The organism is Grimontia marina, from assembly GCF_900060185.1.
GTDB lineage: Bacteria > Pseudomonadota > Gammaproteobacteria > Enterobacterales > Vibrionaceae > Enterovibrio > Enterovibrio marinus.
In genome coordinates this window covers 28,571-45,572 of sequence record NZ_FIZY01000019.1, presented here as the reverse complement: position 1 = coordinate 45,572, position 17,002 = coordinate 28,571, and the positions used below count along the sequence as shown (strand labels likewise).

The window sequence follows — 17,002 nt, the reverse complement described above, 5'->3', positions numbered from 1 at the left end:
CAACAAAATCAAGCCACCAAAGGTCAACAGACCCTATTGTCAATAGATCTTCGGCGGCTTGAATATAAAAACAAGGACAAACACAGTGTCGCAGTGGATGTTGACGGACATCGATGGCGTAAAACTGGCAGAAAACAGCGCAAAACTGCGGGACTCTTCTGACTACCAGAAAATACGCAGCGAGATAAACCGACGCTTTAACCCGCTTGCTGGCTCGACGGACTGGACAAAGGTTCGTGAGCTTTGCGAAAAAGTGGCGACGGAAGAAGGGGCGGATCTTCTTGTTGCTATCTACTTCACCGTCGCTTCGATGAAAACGCAGGGCCTATCCGGTTTTGCCAACGGTCTAGAGCTTCAGGTCGCTGTATTGCGCGCACCTGAGGATGAGAACATGCCTCATGCAAAACGCGCTGAGCTCTATCGTTGGATGCTGGGTCGCATTGGCGAAGAAGTTCGCGCGATTCACCCCAGCATTGGCCAACTTCGCGATTTATACCGTTGCGAGCGCGCACTAGAAGCTATCGATAGAAACCTTTCTAAGAACGGTGGGCATAAAGTTGATGATTTAGACGTGCTTGGATTTAGTATTTTTGAGCATATCGATCGTTTAGAGAGTCAAAGCAAAGGGATTGCAATCGCGCCTCCTCCCGTTGAGGCAGAAGTGAAAAAACAAAATATCAGCGCACTGATTTTTATCGGTGGTCTGTTTGTTGGTGCTGCTTCACTATATGGACTATTAGAAGTGCAGGGCAGCGCTGAAACGCCGCTCACAGACCTTACCACAGCCGGAGTTGAGCCCAAGGTGATTTCCTTGGAAGAAGCTCAGTCCGTCCGCGAGAAATACGGTTCTCAGGCATTAAAGGAATATCAGGCACAGTTGCTTCCAAGCTACGCAGATAAAGTCTCGATACTGACAGCATCGAAGATTGGCGATAACTATGCTTCGGGTATGGAGTATGCAGATAGTCTTCAATACCTTTTCCCTGATACACCGGAAGCGGCACAAGTTGCCAAGTCTCTTCAACAATGGCAGTCTGGATTGGTTGCAGAATTTGATACGATGAATGAGAAGTTCGAAACCGCTCGGACCCGTGCTGCAAATATCAGCTTGTATGCCAAGAGTGGTCGCGCCGATCAGGTTCAAGCATTGGCCAGAGGCCTGGAAAACTACGCGATTAGTTTGTCTCCGCTGGTAGCCCGTATTTCTTTTGCTGAAAAACTGATCAGTGATGGTGACGTTGAAAAGGCAAAACAGGAGCTAGATGTCTTAGATAAGCAACTGAAAGCATTAGTGATGAAAAAGATGTTAGTGGGAGAGACGTTGTCTGAGAGTGAGCAATTAGAAGTTAAGCAAGAATAGGGAGCCATTTGGCTCCCTATTTTGTGTAGGTGTGAGTTGGATTTAAAAACTCAGCGACGCACCAAATACGAAAGCATCGTTGCTGTTGTCGGCTTGTATGAGGAGGATTTAGTAGTTGCTCCAACTGACTTTTACACCGTCGTCGCTTGGCCTGCGACGCGCATCATTGGATTTGCGATTATTCGGCTTAGCCTTGTTTGAATTTGGTTGGTTTGGATTGCCACTGCCAGCGCGGCGCGGTTTACCTTCACCGTTGTTCGTGCGATTGCCAGTATTGTTACCCGCTGGCTTTTTTCCCTGCTGTGCGCCGTTACGCGGCTTGCCCTTGAACGGTTTTTTCTTCTGAGACGCTTTATCAGTTCTTGGCTGACCATCGTTAGCTTTTGCTGTGCCGGATTTTGGTGCTGCTTTCGCTTCACCATTTTGTGCTTTTGGCTTCTTAGGCTTTTTCGGTTTCTTTGGTTTGATAGGACGTGTTTCCAGTGCTTTCTCCGGTACTACATTGGTTGGCTTGAAGCCTTCCAGTTCTTCGCGGCGCAGCAGCTGTTGAATTAAACGCTCGATGCCAAACAGATCGTCCGCTTCATCTGCACATACTAGAGAAACCGCTTTGCCAGATTCACCTGCACGACCCGTACGGCCAATGCGGTGAACATAGTCTTCAGCCACATGTGGAATTTCAAAGTTCACCACTTGTGGGAGCTGAGGGATATCAATACCACGGGCAGCAATGTCGGTCGCAACCAACACACGAACATCTCCAGATTTAAAATCAGCCAATGCTTTGGTGCGTGCACCTTGGCTTTTATTACCGTGAATGGGAGCAGCGGTGATGCCTTCATCGTTCAGGAAGTGGGAAAGCTTGTTGGCGCCGTGTTTGGTGCGGGTAAACACCAATACTTGTTTCCAGTCGCCGTCTTTGATCAGCTTTGCCAGCATCGCCGGTTTCTTTTTCTTGTCCGCAGGGTAAATCCACTGCTCTACAGTGCGCGCTGTTGAGTTTGCTGGCGTCACTGAAATCTCGACAGGGTTGTTCACCAGACCTTTTGCCAAGCCGCGGATTTCCTCTGAGAAAGTGGCAGAGAACAGCAGGTTCTGGCGGTTCTTCGGCAATAGGTCGAGGATCTTCTTGATGTCGCGGAAGAAGCCCATATCCAGCATGCGGTCGGCTTCGTCCAACACCAGAACTTCAAGCTGTGAGAATTTCACTGCGTTTTGCTGGTAAAGATCCAACAGACGACCCGGCGTTGCCACCAGAATATCTGTGCCTTTGCGTAGGTTCATCATTTGCGGGTTAATCTTCACGCCGCCGAAAACCACGCTGGAACGAAGACGCAGGTGACGGCTGTAAACCACCGCGTTTTCGTGGATCTGTGCTGCCAGCTCGCGGGTTGGCGTCAGGATCAGCGCACGAATATGGTTCGGACGCGCACGTGAACCTTCGCTCAAACGCTCAAGGATCGGTAGAACGAAGCCCGCAGTTTTACCTGTACCTGTCTGCGCAGCGGCCATGACATCCTTTCCCTCCAGGACAGCAGGGATTGCCTGAGCCTGAATCGGAGAGGGAGTATCATAACCTTTTTCCTGAATAGCACGGAGGATTGGCGCAGAAAGACCTAGATCGGTAAAACCCATAAATTAACTTCTCGGTAAGTGAATGCCCAAAAGCAGGCTTGGTCGGCAAGTGTGCCGAAGACTGGGACAAAGGGGCGTTATTCTGCGCTTTTCGGCTAGCTAGAGCAATGAATATCTAATAATGAATGAATAAATGCCATGTGTGTGACTACCGGCGGCGTCTGAAGATACTAAATATAAAACTGGTTCAAGGATAAGACGTTAATGATCAGGGGAATAGGTATACTGATTTGTATATGCAACTAGAGTCTTTGGTATGCAGAAAACACCTCATTTGCTTATAGCTTGTCATGAGTGCGGATTGGTTTCTGCGATTCCGCCTTTTAATGGGAGTGGTAAAGCGAGTTGTCCAAGGTGTGGGCATACATTAATCAGAAAGGTAATCAATAGTGCGGCAAAAGTGCACGCCTATGGCATTACTTGCCTCATCATGTTGCTGCTTAGTTGTGTTTTTCCTTTTATGTCGTTCAGCGCGAAAGGTGTCAGCAACAGCATTTCATTGATGGATGCAGTTAGGGTTTTCCATCATTTTGACAACAACGCACTCGCTGCCGTTTTGCTCACGACCATCATTGTACTTCCAGCGATTTATATCATATTGGTGATGTATCTATTCCACGTTGCAAATAAATTGGCCAAAGGGCAGGCAGTGATCAGTCCTCCCTCTTTGTTAAAGCAACTGAGCCGGATGGTGTTCCGGGTGGAAATCTGGTTGTTAGTTGATATTTTTTTGGTTGGTGTCATTGTCAGTTTAGTGAAGATTGCAGCGCTGGCTGATGTTGAACTGGGCTCTGCTTTCTGGTCTTACTGTGCCTACAGCGTGCTTGTTGTGGTGTTTTCCCGTTCCATTGATAAAGAGTGGCTTTGGGAAAATCTATTCCCGTCTTATTCAACAGGTGAGGTAAAAGCCGGGGATACACACCTATCTGGGAATCATGTTGCCTGTAGGGTATGCCATCAAATCAATGAACCCCACCACAAACACTGCCAGCGATGTGATAGTCGTCTTCGTCCCTACAACCCAGCTAAGAACACTGCTTGGGCATGGTCTTTTCTCATCAGTGCAGTGATTTTCTATATCCCCGCTAACCTTTATCCCATGATGTATACCGTTAGCCTCGGGAGTACAGAGCGATCAACTATCATGGATGGCGTTATATTGCTTTGGAATCTTGGCTCATACCCGATTGCTGCCATCATCTTTATCGCCAGTGTGTTTGTGCCGATGACCAAGATGTTGATTATTGGTTGGCTTCTTCAGGCGACAAAAGAAGGCATTACAGACGACAGAGATGCTTTAAAGAAGCTTAAATATTACCGCTTTACTGAGTTGGTAGGGCGCTGGTCGATGATTGATGTTTTTGTGGTTGCCATATTATCCGCTTTGGTCAATCTCAAAGGACTCATGAGCATCAGCCCCGGCCCTGCAGCGCTTTATTTCGCACTGGTCGTATTTCTCACCATTTCCTCTGCGTTGATTTTTGACCCCAGAGTGTTCTGGGGCCCCCTCAGTTTGCGTGAAACTTCGTTCAATTCTGAAGTTTCGGGTGAACTAACATAATGAGAAATATAAGAGACGAAGATCCTATGAGTAATGAAGAACAAGTCACTGCAACGGTAAAAAGTGGACGCTCATTCTCTGCTGTTTGGATCCTGCCTTTGATCTCGCTGGCTGTCGGTATTTGGATGTTTTATCAGTACGAAAGCAATCAAGGCACCTTGATCACTTTGCATGTTCAAACAGCAGATGGCCTTGAAGCAGGGAAAACAGAAATCAGGGCACGTGATGTGAAAGTCGGCGTGGTCACAGATGTGCAGCTCAACAAAGATTACTCCGCTATCGTTGTTAAAGCGCGGATGGATAAAAGTGCCGATCGAATGCTTAAGGAAGATGCGACATTCTGGGTGGTGAAACCCCGTATTGGTCGAGAGGGCGTTACTGGACTTGGTACGTTACTTTCAGGTGCTTACATTGCGTTGCGGCCCGGTGAATCAGATAAATCCCAGAACACCTTCAATGTATTGGATGTCCCACCTATAGCGCCACCCGATGCAAAAGGGCTTAGGGTTGTTCTCACCTCTAAAAAAGCGGGCGCATTATCAGTTGGTGATCCGGTTTTGTTTGAAGGTTATACCGTAGGGCGAGTAGAGAAGGTGGGCTTTGATTTACAGAAAGAAAAGGCAAGTTATCAATTATTTATTTTTAGGCCTTATGATGCCTTGGTCACTACTGAGTCTCGGTTCTTGCTAACTTCGGGGGTACACATCCAGATGAATGCGCAAGGGATCAATGTGGATATCGCTTCACTCGAATCTTTAGTCAGCGGTGGTGTGAGCTTTATGGTTCCAGAGGGTCAGCCAAAAGGTTATCCAGTTACTGAACAAATGACGGCGTTCGAGTTGTATGACGACCTGAAGCAGGTTCGGGAGCAGATTTACCATAAAGTGATTGAATACGCCTTATTGTTTGGTGAGTCTGTTCGTGGGTTGAACCCCGGAGCGCCGGTTGAATACCGTGGTATCCGTATCGGCACAGTGGAAAAAGTGCCACTTCACCTCACTGACAAAAAACAAGGTTTCGCGTCCAAGCAAATCCCCGTGCTGATCCATATTGAAGTTGAACGAATTATGGATCCCGACGTGTCTATCACTGCCGAAGAGCTGAAAACTGCACTGAGTAATGAATTTGAACATGGGCTCCGTGCCACTCTCAAAACAGGAAACCTTCTCACTGGCGCTTTGTTCATTGATACTGATTTCTATCCAGATGAGGTGGGCAAGGAGTTTCTTTCGACTTATCGTGGCTATGATCACTTCCCCACTGTGTCTGGCGAGTTCGTCCAATTTCAGCGCCAGATTGGAGGTATCCTAAACAAGCTTAATAGGCTGCCAGTTGAAGGTGTGCTGACCTCTCTTGAAGAAACGTTGGATGCTTCACAGGAAACCATGGCGACCTTGAATTCAGCGGGTAAAGAGTTAGATGGTCTGATTCAGCGTCTCGATGGCTTGCTTGCACAGGATGGTGCACAAAACCTTCCTCAGGAATTGAGGGATACTTTGGAAGAGCTTCAGCGAACTTTGCGGGGTTTCAACCCAGACTCAGAGTTATACCAAAAACTGCAAGAAGCACTGTCGGGTTTCAACGATGCAATGGATGGATTCAGTCCACTTATGAAGAAACTAAACCAGAAGCCAAATTCTCTTATTTTCGGTGAAAGCCAGTTATCAGATCCAATTCCAGTGAAGGGAGAACCTTAATGAAGCGGTCAATGTTCGGGGTGCTTTTCATTGCAGCATTGGTGGGCTGCAGCAGCACGCCTGATTCTGTCACTAAAACCTATCTTCTCCCACAGGCAGAGACGAGAGATACTTCGGAATTCAAGGAGCAACCCATTCTACTGGTTCAGCCTGTGAAGGTGGCAGGTTATTTAGCGGGAGAGGGCATCGCGTACCAAACTTCGGAAACCGAGGTTGTTATTGCCCAAAGCAACCTATGGGGAGAAAACCTTTCCCAGCAAGTGGCGGAACGTTTGGTAACTCAATTGCGAAGAGGCAAAACCAGATACTGGGCGATGTTCCCCAACAGTTCTCTGAATGGCCTGAAAATGCCAAGGCTACAGGTGAACATCAGCCGTTTTGAAGGAGACTACCGGGGTGCAGCAACAGTGGCCGGTGAGTGGGTGTTGGTAGATGGCAATGGTGATGTTATTGGGTCCAACACTTTCTATGCACAAGAGTCCCTTGAAAAGGAGGGCTATCAGGCCTTGGTGCTTGCGCTTTCAATCGCTCTGGACACCGCTATAGATGATATGACGCTTGATCTTAACCGAGTAGGAGTAGCCCGTTAGCTGGGCTGTCATCTAATTGTCATAATTCATCTCCAAGATCCTGCATCGTAATAGAATTAGGGAGATTCGGATGACACATCCAACTTGGGAATTGCCAGTGGAATCTGGCGCTTTGATTTTGACCCCTTGCCCGGGGACTAAAGAGTTGTCGCTGTTGGAAAGCCTTCAGCAGCTTAAAGCGCAAGGTGCGGTTGCTATTGTGACCGCTATCAACGAAGAAGAAATGGCGTCAAAAGGCGTCGAGCAACTGGGTGAACTGGTTCAGGAACTTGGCATGAAATGGTTCCACATCGTTATCGAAGACGACGAAGCACCAGACTCAACCTTCATGGCGAAATGGCAAGCCAGCCAATCAGAATTACATGAAGCCATCGCAAATGGCGACAAGGTCGTCATGCACTGCATGGGTGGTTCAGGCCGCACCGGTTTATTGTCAGCACACCTTCTGCTTGAGCGTGGGTGGGAGCTGCAAGACATTATTCACGATATTCAGGCGCTACGCCCGGGTGCCTTTACCAAGCAGCCACAAATCGACTATATCCACTCCTTTATCGCACAATAATCCAACCGGATTACTTCAAGCTTGTTTTTTATCTAATGCCCATGCGAGCCATTTTCAGTTCATTTGGCGGCTTGGGCATTATTCCTCTAAGACTTTTTTCAGTCTGGTTTATTTTCTTACGTGTATTAAATTCCGTACTCATCAAGGTTTGGATATATACTTTTTGGTAAAAATGAGGTTCAGAAGTAAGAACGATTACATTTGGATTAACTGCCTGAAAAACCGTATTTAGACCAATCGTGCTTTTTCTTCACCAAGCCCTCTAAGTCTCACATTATCTTGCCTATGCGACACATGGAAATGCAAGATTTAGCCATCATCCTTTGTGTATTGCAGCACTGATACTGGTCTGTGGTGGCATATTCTGCGCATGGCGATTTAGTCAAAATGCGATAGGGTATTGTCAGACCGCTGTGCCGCTCCCAACGCCAATTTATACGAGTTCTGCCATGGTTGAGGAGGTCACTCATGCCCGTTGCACTGACATATCCCGGCGTTTACATCCAGGAAATTCCCAGCGGCAGCCGCTCCATCAGTGGTGCTGCCACATCTATCGCTGCGTTTGTTGGTGGCTTTTCACGAGGTCCGATAAACACGCCTGTACGCATGTTCCATGTCGGAGATTTTGACACCCATATGGGCGGTGTTCATACCAGCAGTGAAACCAGCTATGCAGTGTCGCAATTTTTTACAAATGGGGGCGGTGAATCCTATGCTGTCCGTGTTGGAGGAGGAACCAATGGCAGCGTGTCGGTCGATAGTTGGAACGGCCTCACAACGACCACACTGGTTTTTAACGCCGGGCGTCAGTTTCAAGGTGAGCCGGTTGAAGATCCCGGCGCATGGAACAATCATATCCGCATTGATGTCGACTACCTGACCACAGATCCCACATCACTGTTCAATCTTTCAGTAACCGAAATCAGGCATGTAGATGGTCTCGAAGTGCCCGTGCGAAACGAGACTTACCGCAATGTTTCTATGGGCGCGGCCCATCCTAGATTTGTTCAAAGCGTTGTCAATGACAACTCGATGATGGTTCAAATTGCGGACTTTGTTGGCACAGATATGCCCGCACCAACAGGTTATTATTCCGGTTCACAGACAGTCGCAAATTACGCCGCAATGGCTGACAACAACACCATGGATATCGATCTAGGCGATGGCACTGCGCGCTCTGTCGTTGTTGACGCGACGACGAAACCAACAACCAGCGCTGGTGCTGCGCTCATGCTGCAAAACGCGATTAGAGATACCCATCCAGCAGATCCGCTGTGGGCGCAATGTCAGGTCGTTGCTCGGGGTGACCGAATTGCCGTTTACACCGGGCGCAACAGCACCGCTTATCGAGCTGGTCACATGGTGTCAATTACCGATACGGCAGGGGACTTTGCAGTGACGACCGCTTTGGAAGGCAGTACAGAGGCCAACGTACAGCAATACGCGATGAACACGGCTGCAGCAGCAGGATTTCAGACCGCACAAACTGCGGGCGCTGATGGTGGTGCACCAACTGCGGCGCAATTGCGGGGTAACCGAAATGCCCGAACAGGTATATACGCGCTGGAAGATGTTGATATTTTCAACCTTCTGCTGATACCGGAAGCGTCAGATCTGAACAACGGTAACGTCGCTGACATGTCGAGCGTGATTAGCCCTGCGATTGCTTACTGTGAAGAACAGCGGGCATTCATGCTGATTGATCCGCCAGAGAACTTGAACAGTGCGGAAGAAGCGATTGAATGGTTGGATGAAGTGGCAGGAGCAGGCCTTCGCCACCGTAACACAGCCGCCTACTATCCCCGCGTTCGGGTGCCGGATCCCAATAACGACAACCGTTTACGGACGATCGCGCCAAGCGGAACTGTCGCCGGCGTCTATGCCCGTCGCGATTCGGAAGCGGGAATTTGGACAGCAGCAGCTGGTATTACTGCCAGCCTTCGTAATGTGATTAGCTTTAATCACAATCTCACTAACAACGAGATTGGTCTGCTCAACCCCATTGGTTTGAACTGCCTTAGAAACGGTGGCGTCAGTGGCAACATCGTCTGGGGAGCAAGAACGTTGCGTGGCGCAAATGAACTTGCCTCTGAATGGACATACGTCCCCGTTCGACGCACGGCGCTTTTCATCGAAGAGTCCCTGTTCCGCGGTTTGCAATGGACCCTGTTTATGCCGAATGACGAACCGCTTTGGTCTGAAATCCGCATCGCGGTGACCAGCTTCATGCAAGGACTTTTCCGACAAGGTGCATTTCAGGGAAGCTCACCGGATCAAGCCTTTTTCGTGAAATGCGATGCGGAGACGACCACTCAGGCGGATATCGACGCCGGCGTCGTCAACATACTGGTGGGCATGGCGCCCCTTAAACCTGCGGAATTTGTTGTTGTCAGTTTCCAACTGATGAACAACAGCGGCAGTTAATCTCTCAGCCGATGGCGTTGGCAGTCAGCACTTCAATGTATGACTCGATAGGTAGCGAGGGGGCTTTATGTCTCAGCTCAATGTGAATGGTCAGCGGGTGGTCCCGTATCCTGGGTACAAATTCATCATCAAAGAAGCCGGCGGTGATGTGTTGGCGGCGGTGCAGAAGGTTTCAGGTCTCAGCCGCACGGTGGAAGTGAATGAATACCGCGCAGGTGGCGACCCATCCCACACCCGTAAGTCTCCAGGGCAGGTGAAATTCGAAGCCATCACCCTTGAACGCGGTGTAACGGAAAATCTGCAGTTCGAACAGTGGGCGAATAAGGTTTGGCGAATTGGGACTGAGCCTGGCGGTGAAGTATCTCTGGCAGATCTCCACAAAGACCTGATTCTGGAAGTCCTGAATGAGGCGGGGCAGAAAGTGTTGAGTTACAGCATTTACCGCTGTTGGGTATCGGAATACAAAGCGCTGCCGGGATTAGACGCATCAAGTTCTGCGTTCATGATTCAGTCCATCAAACTCGAAAACGAAGGCTGGGAGCGCATGGCGGTGACCACACCGAAAGAACCCAGTTTTGTTCATCCTGAGCAGTGAGTAGACGCTGATGGCTATGGTGTTGCAAGCATTGAACGATAACCGCCAGGTGGAAGTTTGGGAAGCTGCTTCTGCACGTCACGCGCAAGAGCGGGCGGCAATACTGGCGGGCGCGTTTGTTCCGGATTCGTTGAAACCAACACTGCCAGACTGGACAGTGGCAGGTCGTGATCATTTGTTGATGCTTGCTTACCAGCGCCAGTTTGGAGATGCCATTGAAGTTGAAGCCAAATGCGGTGAATGCGGAGAGAAAACGCAGCTTTCGTTTACCGTTTCGCAAGTGTTAGGTACCGCGTCCCCTGAACTCTCCAAAGCCTGGGACGCGGTGCACGCTTCACTGGATACGGATGCGTATCTCCCCGTTTATCACGATGTGATTCTCGATGGGATCCCATGTCGATTTCGTTTACCCCGCATTTCGGATCTCAATATTCTGGATAACGGCGAAGACATGCTCTTTCAGTTTACACAGCGGGTTATTGAACCCGAGGACTTCCCTCAAATCTGTTCTGCGCTGGCTGAAAAAGGGAATACGCAAGATGCGTGGGAAATGCTGTTCGAACAGCTCGAACAACGGATGCTGGCTTCTGAACCTCTTTCCATCGTGTCTCTGAATTCAGTCTGTCCGGATTGCGGTGCCGAAACGCTGCACCAGTTTGATATTGCCAACCAGTTTTGGGCGCAACTCTCTGCCAGTGTTGAGAAGCAGCTTTGGGATGTGCATTTACTGGCAATGGCCTATGGCTGGTCGAGTCAGGATATTCTCACCATGAGTCCTGCCCGCCGTCGTCGTCATATTGCGATGATTATTGAGTGAGGAGGGGAAGAAGATGAGTCGAGGTCTCAGCCAATTTCTTCGCCGAAATATCTCGGGTGAACAATCGCTCAAACCTGTGGTGCGTTCTTATTATTCCCACGTGAGTGAGGCCACTTCGCCTGCAGTATCTCACCCATTGAGTGACGCTGTTACTGAATGGTTGGAGCCAGAAAAGACGAAAACTAATCCCGAACCTACTCAAAGTGAGCGGAGCGAAGCATCATCAGCAGTGCGAGAGGAAAACATATCCCACTCTGACCGGAATCTTGAATATGGTTTTAACAGGGAACTTGCTCCCTCATCCTCCTCAGTTTCTCAAAAGAACGTTGGGAATCGCTCACCCCAAAAGGACTATTCGTCAGATATAGAGGCTGTATTTCCTGACCATAATGCAGAGTCTGGGAGCCAAGAACGGCAGAGAGAAACGGAAAACAAATCGATGGTTTCCGCTAGACCAGATGTACCATCAAACGATGTAAGCCAGCATTCTGCAAGTGCTATGGCTCTCGCCGAGCTGAGAGATTTAGAGCAGGAACCTCCCTCTGTTGTGCCTGAAAATCTTCAGAAACCTACGAAACGCCGTGACTTCACCAAGCAGGTTGCTGCATCGATATTAGGTGATGAACTAGGTTCTACCCAAGCCGACAACAAGGTATCGGCTTCCCACATTGAATCAGCGTTTTCTCCAGAAAATGAAGGGAGCCTACAAGACCATCTCGAAGTGTCTGTGACCATCGGCCATGTTTCTATCGTGCCGGCTCCCAAAGCACCAGAGAAAAAAACACCAAGCTGGAAACCACCGGTAAGCCTGACTGATTACCTTCGTGGCCGTCAGGAGAGCAAACGATGAGCAGCGCGCTGGCGATTGCAGGTATCACTCAACTTCTCCGTGATTTGTTGAATGATGGCTTGGTCGATCACGATGTGGCAACCGTGGTGAATACCAATGTGCCTGTTCACGCGCTTCCACCCGACCAAATGCTGGCGCAGGAAGAAGATAATGCACCTGCGCTGAATGTGTTTCTCTACCACACCGAAGTCAACGCTGCCTGGGCAAACCAATGTTTGCCAACCCGAAACAACGACGGCGATAGAATCAATAACACACCGCTGCCGCTGGATTTGTATTACATCGTGAGTGTCTATAGCACCGCGGATTTGCACAACGATGTATTGCTTGGCTATGCCATGCAAATTCTTCACGAACATCCGGGGTTTACCCGCGCAGAAATTCAAACTGCGCTAAACCCTTCACCCGCGATTGCTGCTGGCCTTCCTCCGCTTCTCCAAGCGCTGGCAGACACAGGTTTGGCTGATCAGGCTGAGGCGATTCGTATCGCGCCCCATCCAATGCCTGTGTCGGAAAAATCCGCGTTATGGAGCGCATTGCAAAGTCAGTACCGCCCCTCCGCGACTTACCGCGTATCAACCGTGTTGATGCAAGTTGAACAGGGCACGCGGGAAGCGCTTCCGGTATTGACCATTGGCCCCGGAAATACAGGGCCCGATGTCCAGCCAAGTCTGGTCCCGTCAGTTCCCCAACTGGCGCGCATTATCCCTCCCGCCTTACAGCCTAGTGCAAGGTTGGGAGATACCCTGGACACCGAAGGTCTTGCGCTGGATGGCGCGAATCCTCGATTTACGCTCTCTCATATCTCGCAGGAGGTGGAACATACAATCAATGCAGAGGCGGGCGGAACAGCACGCGCGCAGTCAGTGACACTGCCGAATGCTGCAGCCAATTGGGCAGCAGGTATCTATTCACTTTTCTTTACTGCTGACGTTGGTGGTCAACCATTACAATCTAATCAACTTTCCGCCCAAATCGCCCCAGCCATGACCTTACCACCCACCAGTGTGGTGCGAAATGGTCAAACTGTGGTTGTCACATTAAGCGTTACCCCGCATGTTCATCCCGGGCAACAAGTCATGATGTGGCTCGGTTCAGAGGGGGCGACGGCGGAATCTGTCGCAGTGGCGACAAACACCCTCGTTTTTATCTTCGGGCCGCTGGTTGCAGGCAGTTACCCAGCCAGATTGCGTGTTGATGGTGTCGATAGCTGGTTTATCCTTCGAGACCGACCACCTGTTGCTCCGGACTTCACCCAAAGAGCACCGATTTTCGACCCGACTCAGGTAGTGGGGGTGCCATGATGTCTGAGTCCATCCAATTTTCTACTTCTGAGCAGCAACAAGCCAAAGAGCTGCAATGTCTTGAGCGTTGGCAGGCGTTGAACAACGCTCATTTAGCCGCCTTGGTAGATTGGGCGCTCAAATTGCTGTCAGACGAAGACAGCACCACATCGTCGGAATCGGTTTCATCCGTAAATGCTCGATTTCGTTCTGAAACTAAAGTGGGCAACCCGAGTTCAATCAATGTCTTGAATGACCAGTTTGGACTGAATGAAAGCGACCAGAGCGTATTGGCTTTGGTGGTTGCCGCAGCGCTTGAACCATTGGTGGGAGAGCGATGCTCCGCTCTTTCTAACAAGCACTCAAATACATTTCCGACTGCGATGCTTTGTGTGTCACGCATTCCGCAATGCGATTGGAGCAGCTTTTCACCGCATTCCCCACTTCGTTATTGGTTGCTGGTGGAATGGCAGCCATTAGGTTCTGGTGACGGAATATTGAGTGCTGATGAGCGGGTGGTGAATTTTGCCCGTGGTCTGAGTTACATCGATGAACGTCTTTCCGTATTGCTTGAACCTGCCAATGTGGAATCAGCCGTTTCTCTCATGCCATCCCAGCGCCAAAAGTCGGATGCCGCATTAAATTACCTTTCTCAAAGCCAGCCCTTCGAAATGAACAACACGCCGACCGTGTTTGAGCTTTTTGGAGATGATGCCTTCGCTAAGCGCACAATGGCGGTCTCTATTTCGACCGAATTAAATATCGGTTTACAACGCATCAATGCATCTAATCTACCTTCCCGCGCGAACGATTTAGATGCCCTTGCAAGGCTCTGGCTGCGTGAGGCGAGCCTTTTACCCATGCTGTTATTGGTCGAAGAGGCGGACGATGCGCCAAAACAAAAATTGGCTGAGCAGTTTCTTGCTAGAATGCGCGGACTGGTATTGATTGACACAGGGAACTCTCCTGCAGCCCTTTCGACCAGAAGTTTCCCGCTTGAAGTGAAACGACCAACGGTGCAAGAGCAGGAGTCGATTTGGTCAAAATTGCTTCCGGTTGAAGACAAACAGCTTCCTGCAAGGTTGGCCGAACAATTTTCGATGAGTGAGCCAGACATTTGCCGTTCTGCTTCAGTGGCCGCTGCACAAAGTGGCGTAAATAATGACTCAGATTTTGAAAAAGCACTCTGGCAAATCTGCCAACGTGGGGCGTCAACAGAGCTTTCAAAACTCGCCCAACGTATCGAGTGCAAAGCCTGCTGGGAGAATCTGGTGTTGCCGGAATCTCAAACCAAGATGTTGGAGCAGCTTGCTTCTCAGGTTGCTCTTCGCAGCCGTGTTTATCAGTCCTGGGGATTCCGTGAACGCATGAGTCGGGGCATGGGCATTAGCGCCATGTTCAGCGGTGAAAGCGGGACAGGGAAAACCATGGCAGCAGAGGTGATTGCCAATACCCTGAACCTCGATCTTTACCGTATCGACCTTGCCAGTGTGATCAGCAAATACATTGGCGAAAGCGAGAAGCAAATGCGCGCCTTATTTCAGGCGGCTGAGCGCTGTGGAGCCATACTCTTCTTCGATGAAGCTGACGCATTGTTTGGCAAGCGAAGCGAAGTGAAAAACAGCAACGATAGATTCGCCAATATCGGTATCGATGACTTGCTGCAACGGATCGAAATGTTCAACGGATTGGCGATTCTCGCCACCAATCTAAAATCCCAGATCGACAAAGCTTTCATGCGCCGCCTGCGCTTCGTGGTCGATTTCCCTTTCCCTGCGTCAGCGGAAAGAGAGCGGATCTGGCGCTCTGTATTCCCGACCCAAACACCATTGGCTTCCGACGTTAACCCAGCTCGGCTTGCGAAGCTGAATCTTACTGGCGGCAGCATTCACAACGTTGCACTGAATGGTGCGTTTCTCGCTGCGCAGCATAATGAAGCCGTGTCGATGCGCTGGTTGATGGAAGCAGCGGCGGCGGAGCTTCAAAAACTCGAACGTCCCATCAAAGCGGGGGATTTGAATTATGGCTGAATTCACTCCGCTGACACCGCAAAAATCCAATGCCGAGAAAGCGGTCAATACTCCGCAAAACGGCTTTGTGATTCAGAAAAAATGTGGCTGTGGGAATGCAGCACCGAGAGGAGGCACTTGTTCTGCTTGCGCCGCTAAGGCGGCTGCGAATAGCCCAGTTTTGAAAAATCCTGCATCCAGCTCGAGCGCAACCCAGCCAGATGGTGCGATTCCGCAATCGTTAAGAGAGCGTGCGGAACAAACCTTCGGTACAACGCTGCCAGATGTGAATTTCTATACCGGCGGCATGGCACAAAACTACGCCCGACAACTTCAGGCCAAAGCCTTTACTGCGGGTAACGATGTGTTTTTCGGAAGCGGATTCTATCGTCCAGACACGCCAGAAGGCTTGCGTTTGATCGGGCATGAGTTGACGCATGTAGTGCAGCAGCGCCGCGGGCTCGCGTTTTCGAAGCTTCAGGGCGCGGGTGACACTTACGAGCAAGAGGCTGATCGGGGCGGGGATGCATTTGCTGCGGGTAAGCGCTTCAGTGTGTCGTCACCGCAAGGCTTGATCGGACGTTTCCCACAAAGGATGGGTGCGGCAGAATCTGCGGAAGTCGTGGGCTCGGAATCACCTTCCCACGACCTTGAATTTCTCGGCGAGATGATGGAACAGTCTGAGGTTGAAAGCCTGTTTACTGATTTGCAGTCGCTGGAGACTCCTGAGAGCAAGCTCTATTTGATCCCAGAATCTGCGGTGGAATCCTTTGGCGATAACCGACCGCAGCCTTCAGCACCTATTCCTCAAGCTAAGTTGCTGGATGGCGTATCTCGACATGGAAGACTTCCAGTAATCCAGCGGGCAATCGTAGCGGGTTGTGACGTGCCGACCATGACAATGGGTCAGATTGGTGTCGCTGCACACCGCCAGATTGGCGGTTTCTGTGGCGCACTTCACCAAGCGATTTCTCCTACGACACCTTGTTTGGGAAATGGTCACCCCGGTTTTCAGATTCCCGGTTCAACGCGACCTGATATGGTCAAGCAATGGCCTCAAGGGCCTTATATTGATGAAGTTGGGGAAATCAAGCCTGCTTCTTGGTTAAACAGTCGTCGGGCTGATGCCGAAGCTCAGTTGAACCGGGATATAGCCAATTACCAGCGGATCATTGGCCCTGCCACGACCATGTGGTCTTACGCCTTTCCGACCATGCCCTTCGTAGCGAACCCTTTGCAGAATATTGATGTTTGGCCTGCCATAGGCGGTTCTGCTTCCAATGGTGTGTATTACTATCGCTGCCGGAACACGCGCAGAAGAAGGGCACCGCGCAGCGTGCGAATCCGTGTTCGTTTGCCTGTTCCGGTATTGCTACCTCACACTGTGCCCAGGGTTGTCCCGCAGCCGAATCCACAGCCTGTGGAGCCGCCTTCAGAGCCTTGGCGTATGCCAGAGCTTCCTGAAATTCCGGATTTGCGTCCAGCCGTTAAACCTGTCGTTGCAGGGGCTGCTGCCGTTGGCATTGGTTATCTCATTTATCGCGGTGTTCGGATGATCCCATCATTAGCGCCACCGCTTTGGTGGACCATTCCGGGCAACCTCGCGGTGCCGTAGGAGG

13 protein-coding genes are annotated in these 17,002 nt (G+C 50.2%); 12 read left to right on the top strand and 1 reads right to left on the bottom strand.

The genetic code is table 11. The features are described 5' to 3' along the window. Nucleotides 1-85: 85 nt before the first annotated feature. The gene (locus tag GMA8713_RS11500; protein WP_062709570.1) at nt 86-1,360 is read left to right on the top strand and encodes a type VI secretion system ImpA family N-terminal domain-containing protein; all 1,275 of its coding nucleotides are present in this window, start codon (nt 86-88) and stop codon (nt 1,358-1,360) included. 108 nt (nt 1,361-1,468) lie between these two features. Here the strand turns inward: GMA8713_RS11500 and GMA8713_RS11495 are convergent, their stop codons facing one another. After that, a complete protein-coding gene (locus GMA8713_RS11495) occupies nt 1,469-2,995 on the bottom strand; it encodes a DEAD/DEAH box helicase (protein ID WP_062709567.1) in 1,527 nt (508 codons plus the stop codon). 256 nt (nt 2,996-3,251) lie between these two features. Here GMA8713_RS11495 and GMA8713_RS11490 point away from each other — a divergent pair, with 256 nt between their 5' ends. The 11 genes from GMA8713_RS11490 (at nt 3,252) to GMA8713_RS11440 (ending at nt 16,998) form a co-directional block, all read left to right on the top strand. Continuing rightward, a complete protein-coding gene (locus GMA8713_RS11490; protein WP_062709565.1) occupies nt 3,252-4,556 on the top strand; it encodes a paraquat-inducible protein A in 1,305 nt (434 codons plus the stop codon). A gap of 26 nt (nt 4,557-4,582) precedes the next feature. Beyond that, nucleotides 4,583-6,253, top strand: a complete 1,671-nt coding sequence (gene pqiB / locus GMA8713_RS11485; RefSeq protein ID WP_062709562.1) for an intermembrane transport protein PqiB — start codon at nt 4,583-4,585, stop codon at nt 6,251-6,253. Next, nucleotides 6,253-6,843 carry a PqiC family protein gene (locus GMA8713_RS11480; RefSeq protein WP_062709559.1) on the top strand — a complete coding sequence of 197 codons (591 nt, stop codon included), beginning with the start codon at nt 6,253-6,255 and terminating at the stop codon, nt 6,841-6,843. Before pqiB ends, GMA8713_RS11480 begins: the two co-directional genes overlap by 1 nt. A gap of 70 nt (nt 6,844-6,913) precedes the next feature. Then, nucleotides 6,914-7,405, top strand: a complete 492-nt coding sequence (locus GMA8713_RS11475) for a phosphatase domain-containing putative toxin (protein ID WP_062709556.1) — start codon at nt 6,914-6,916, stop codon at nt 7,403-7,405. Nucleotides 7,406-7,873: 468 nt separating this feature from the next. Further along, nucleotides 7,874-9,829 carry a phage tail sheath C-terminal domain-containing protein gene (locus tag GMA8713_RS11470; RefSeq protein ID WP_062709553.1) on the top strand — a complete coding sequence of 652 codons (1,956 nt, stop codon included), beginning with the start codon at nt 7,874-7,876 and terminating at the stop codon, nt 9,827-9,829. Nucleotides 9,830-9,896: 67 nt separating this feature from the next. Then, nucleotides 9,897-10,424 (top strand): phage tail protein, encoded by a 528-nt coding sequence (locus tag GMA8713_RS11465; RefSeq protein WP_062709551.1) that lies wholly within the window; start codon nt 9,897-9,899, stop codon nt 10,422-10,424. A gap of 10 nt (nt 10,425-10,434) precedes the next feature. Beyond that, complete coding sequence (locus GMA8713_RS11460) at nt 10,435-11,241, top strand: T4 family baseplate hub assembly chaperone (protein WP_062709548.1); 807 nt, start codon at nt 10,435-10,437, stop codon at nt 11,239-11,241. A 439-nt stretch (nt 11,242-11,680) separates the two neighbouring features. Continuing rightward, nucleotides 11,681-12,091 carry a hypothetical protein gene (locus GMA8713_RS11455; protein ID WP_062709546.1) on the top strand — a complete coding sequence of 137 codons (411 nt, stop codon included), beginning with the start codon at nt 11,681-11,683 and terminating at the stop codon, nt 12,089-12,091. Then, nucleotides 12,088-13,395 carry a Pvc16 family protein gene (locus tag GMA8713_RS11450; RefSeq protein WP_062709544.1) on the top strand — a complete coding sequence of 436 codons (1,308 nt, stop codon included), beginning with the start codon at nt 12,088-12,090 and terminating at the stop codon, nt 13,393-13,395. The genes GMA8713_RS11455 and GMA8713_RS11450 overlap by 4 nt, the downstream gene beginning before the upstream one ends. After that, nucleotides 13,395-15,404, top strand: a complete 2,010-nt coding sequence (locus tag GMA8713_RS11445) for an ATP-binding protein (protein WP_062709668.1) — start codon at nt 13,395-13,397, stop codon at nt 15,402-15,404. Before GMA8713_RS11450 ends, GMA8713_RS11445 begins: the two co-directional genes overlap by 1 nt. Beyond that, on the top strand, nt 15,397-16,998 hold the full coding sequence (locus tag GMA8713_RS11440) for an eCIS core domain-containing protein (protein ID WP_062709540.1): 1,602 nt from the start codon (nt 15,397-15,399) through the stop codon (nt 16,996-16,998). The genes GMA8713_RS11445 and GMA8713_RS11440 overlap by 8 nt, the downstream gene beginning before the upstream one ends. The last annotated feature ends 4 nt before the right edge of the window (nt 16,999-17,002 follow it).

Coding starts and splice junctions, on each gene's coding strand:
- GMA8713_RS11480 (WP_062709559.1), top strand. CDS start 6,253: ATGAAGCGGTCAATGTTCGGGGTGCTTTTCATTGCAGCATTGGTGGGC.
- GMA8713_RS11450 (WP_062709544.1), top strand. CDS start 12,088: ATGAGCAGCGCGCTGGCGATTGCAGGTATCACTCAACTTCTCCGTGAT.
- GMA8713_RS11460 (WP_062709548.1), top strand. CDS start 10,435: ATGGCTATGGTGTTGCAAGCATTGAACGATAACCGCCAGGTGGAAGTT.
- GMA8713_RS11465 (WP_062709551.1), top strand. CDS start 9,897: ATGTCTCAGCTCAATGTGAATGGTCAGCGGGTGGTCCCGTATCCTGGG.
- GMA8713_RS11445 (WP_062709668.1), top strand. CDS start 13,395: ATGTCTGAGTCCATCCAATTTTCTACTTCTGAGCAGCAACAAGCCAAA.
- pqiB (WP_062709562.1), top strand. CDS start 4,583: ATGAGTAATGAAGAACAAGTCACTGCAACGGTAAAAAGTGGACGCTCA.
- GMA8713_RS11475 (WP_062709556.1), top strand. CDS start 6,914: ATGACACATCCAACTTGGGAATTGCCAGTGGAATCTGGCGCTTTGATT.
- GMA8713_RS11440 (WP_062709540.1), top strand. CDS start 15,397: ATGGCTGAATTCACTCCGCTGACACCGCAAAAATCCAATGCCGAGAAA.
- GMA8713_RS11490 (WP_062709565.1), top strand. CDS start 3,252: ATGCAGAAAACACCTCATTTGCTTATAGCTTGTCATGAGTGCGGATTG.
- GMA8713_RS11455 (WP_062709546.1), top strand. CDS start 11,681: ATGGTTTCCGCTAGACCAGATGTACCATCAAACGATGTAAGCCAGCAT.
- GMA8713_RS11495 (WP_062709567.1), bottom strand. CDS start 2,995: ATGGGTTTTACCGATCTAGGTCTTTCTGCGCCAATCCTCCGTGCTATT.
- GMA8713_RS11470 (WP_062709553.1), top strand. CDS start 7,874: ATGCCCGTTGCACTGACATATCCCGGCGTTTACATCCAGGAAATTCCC.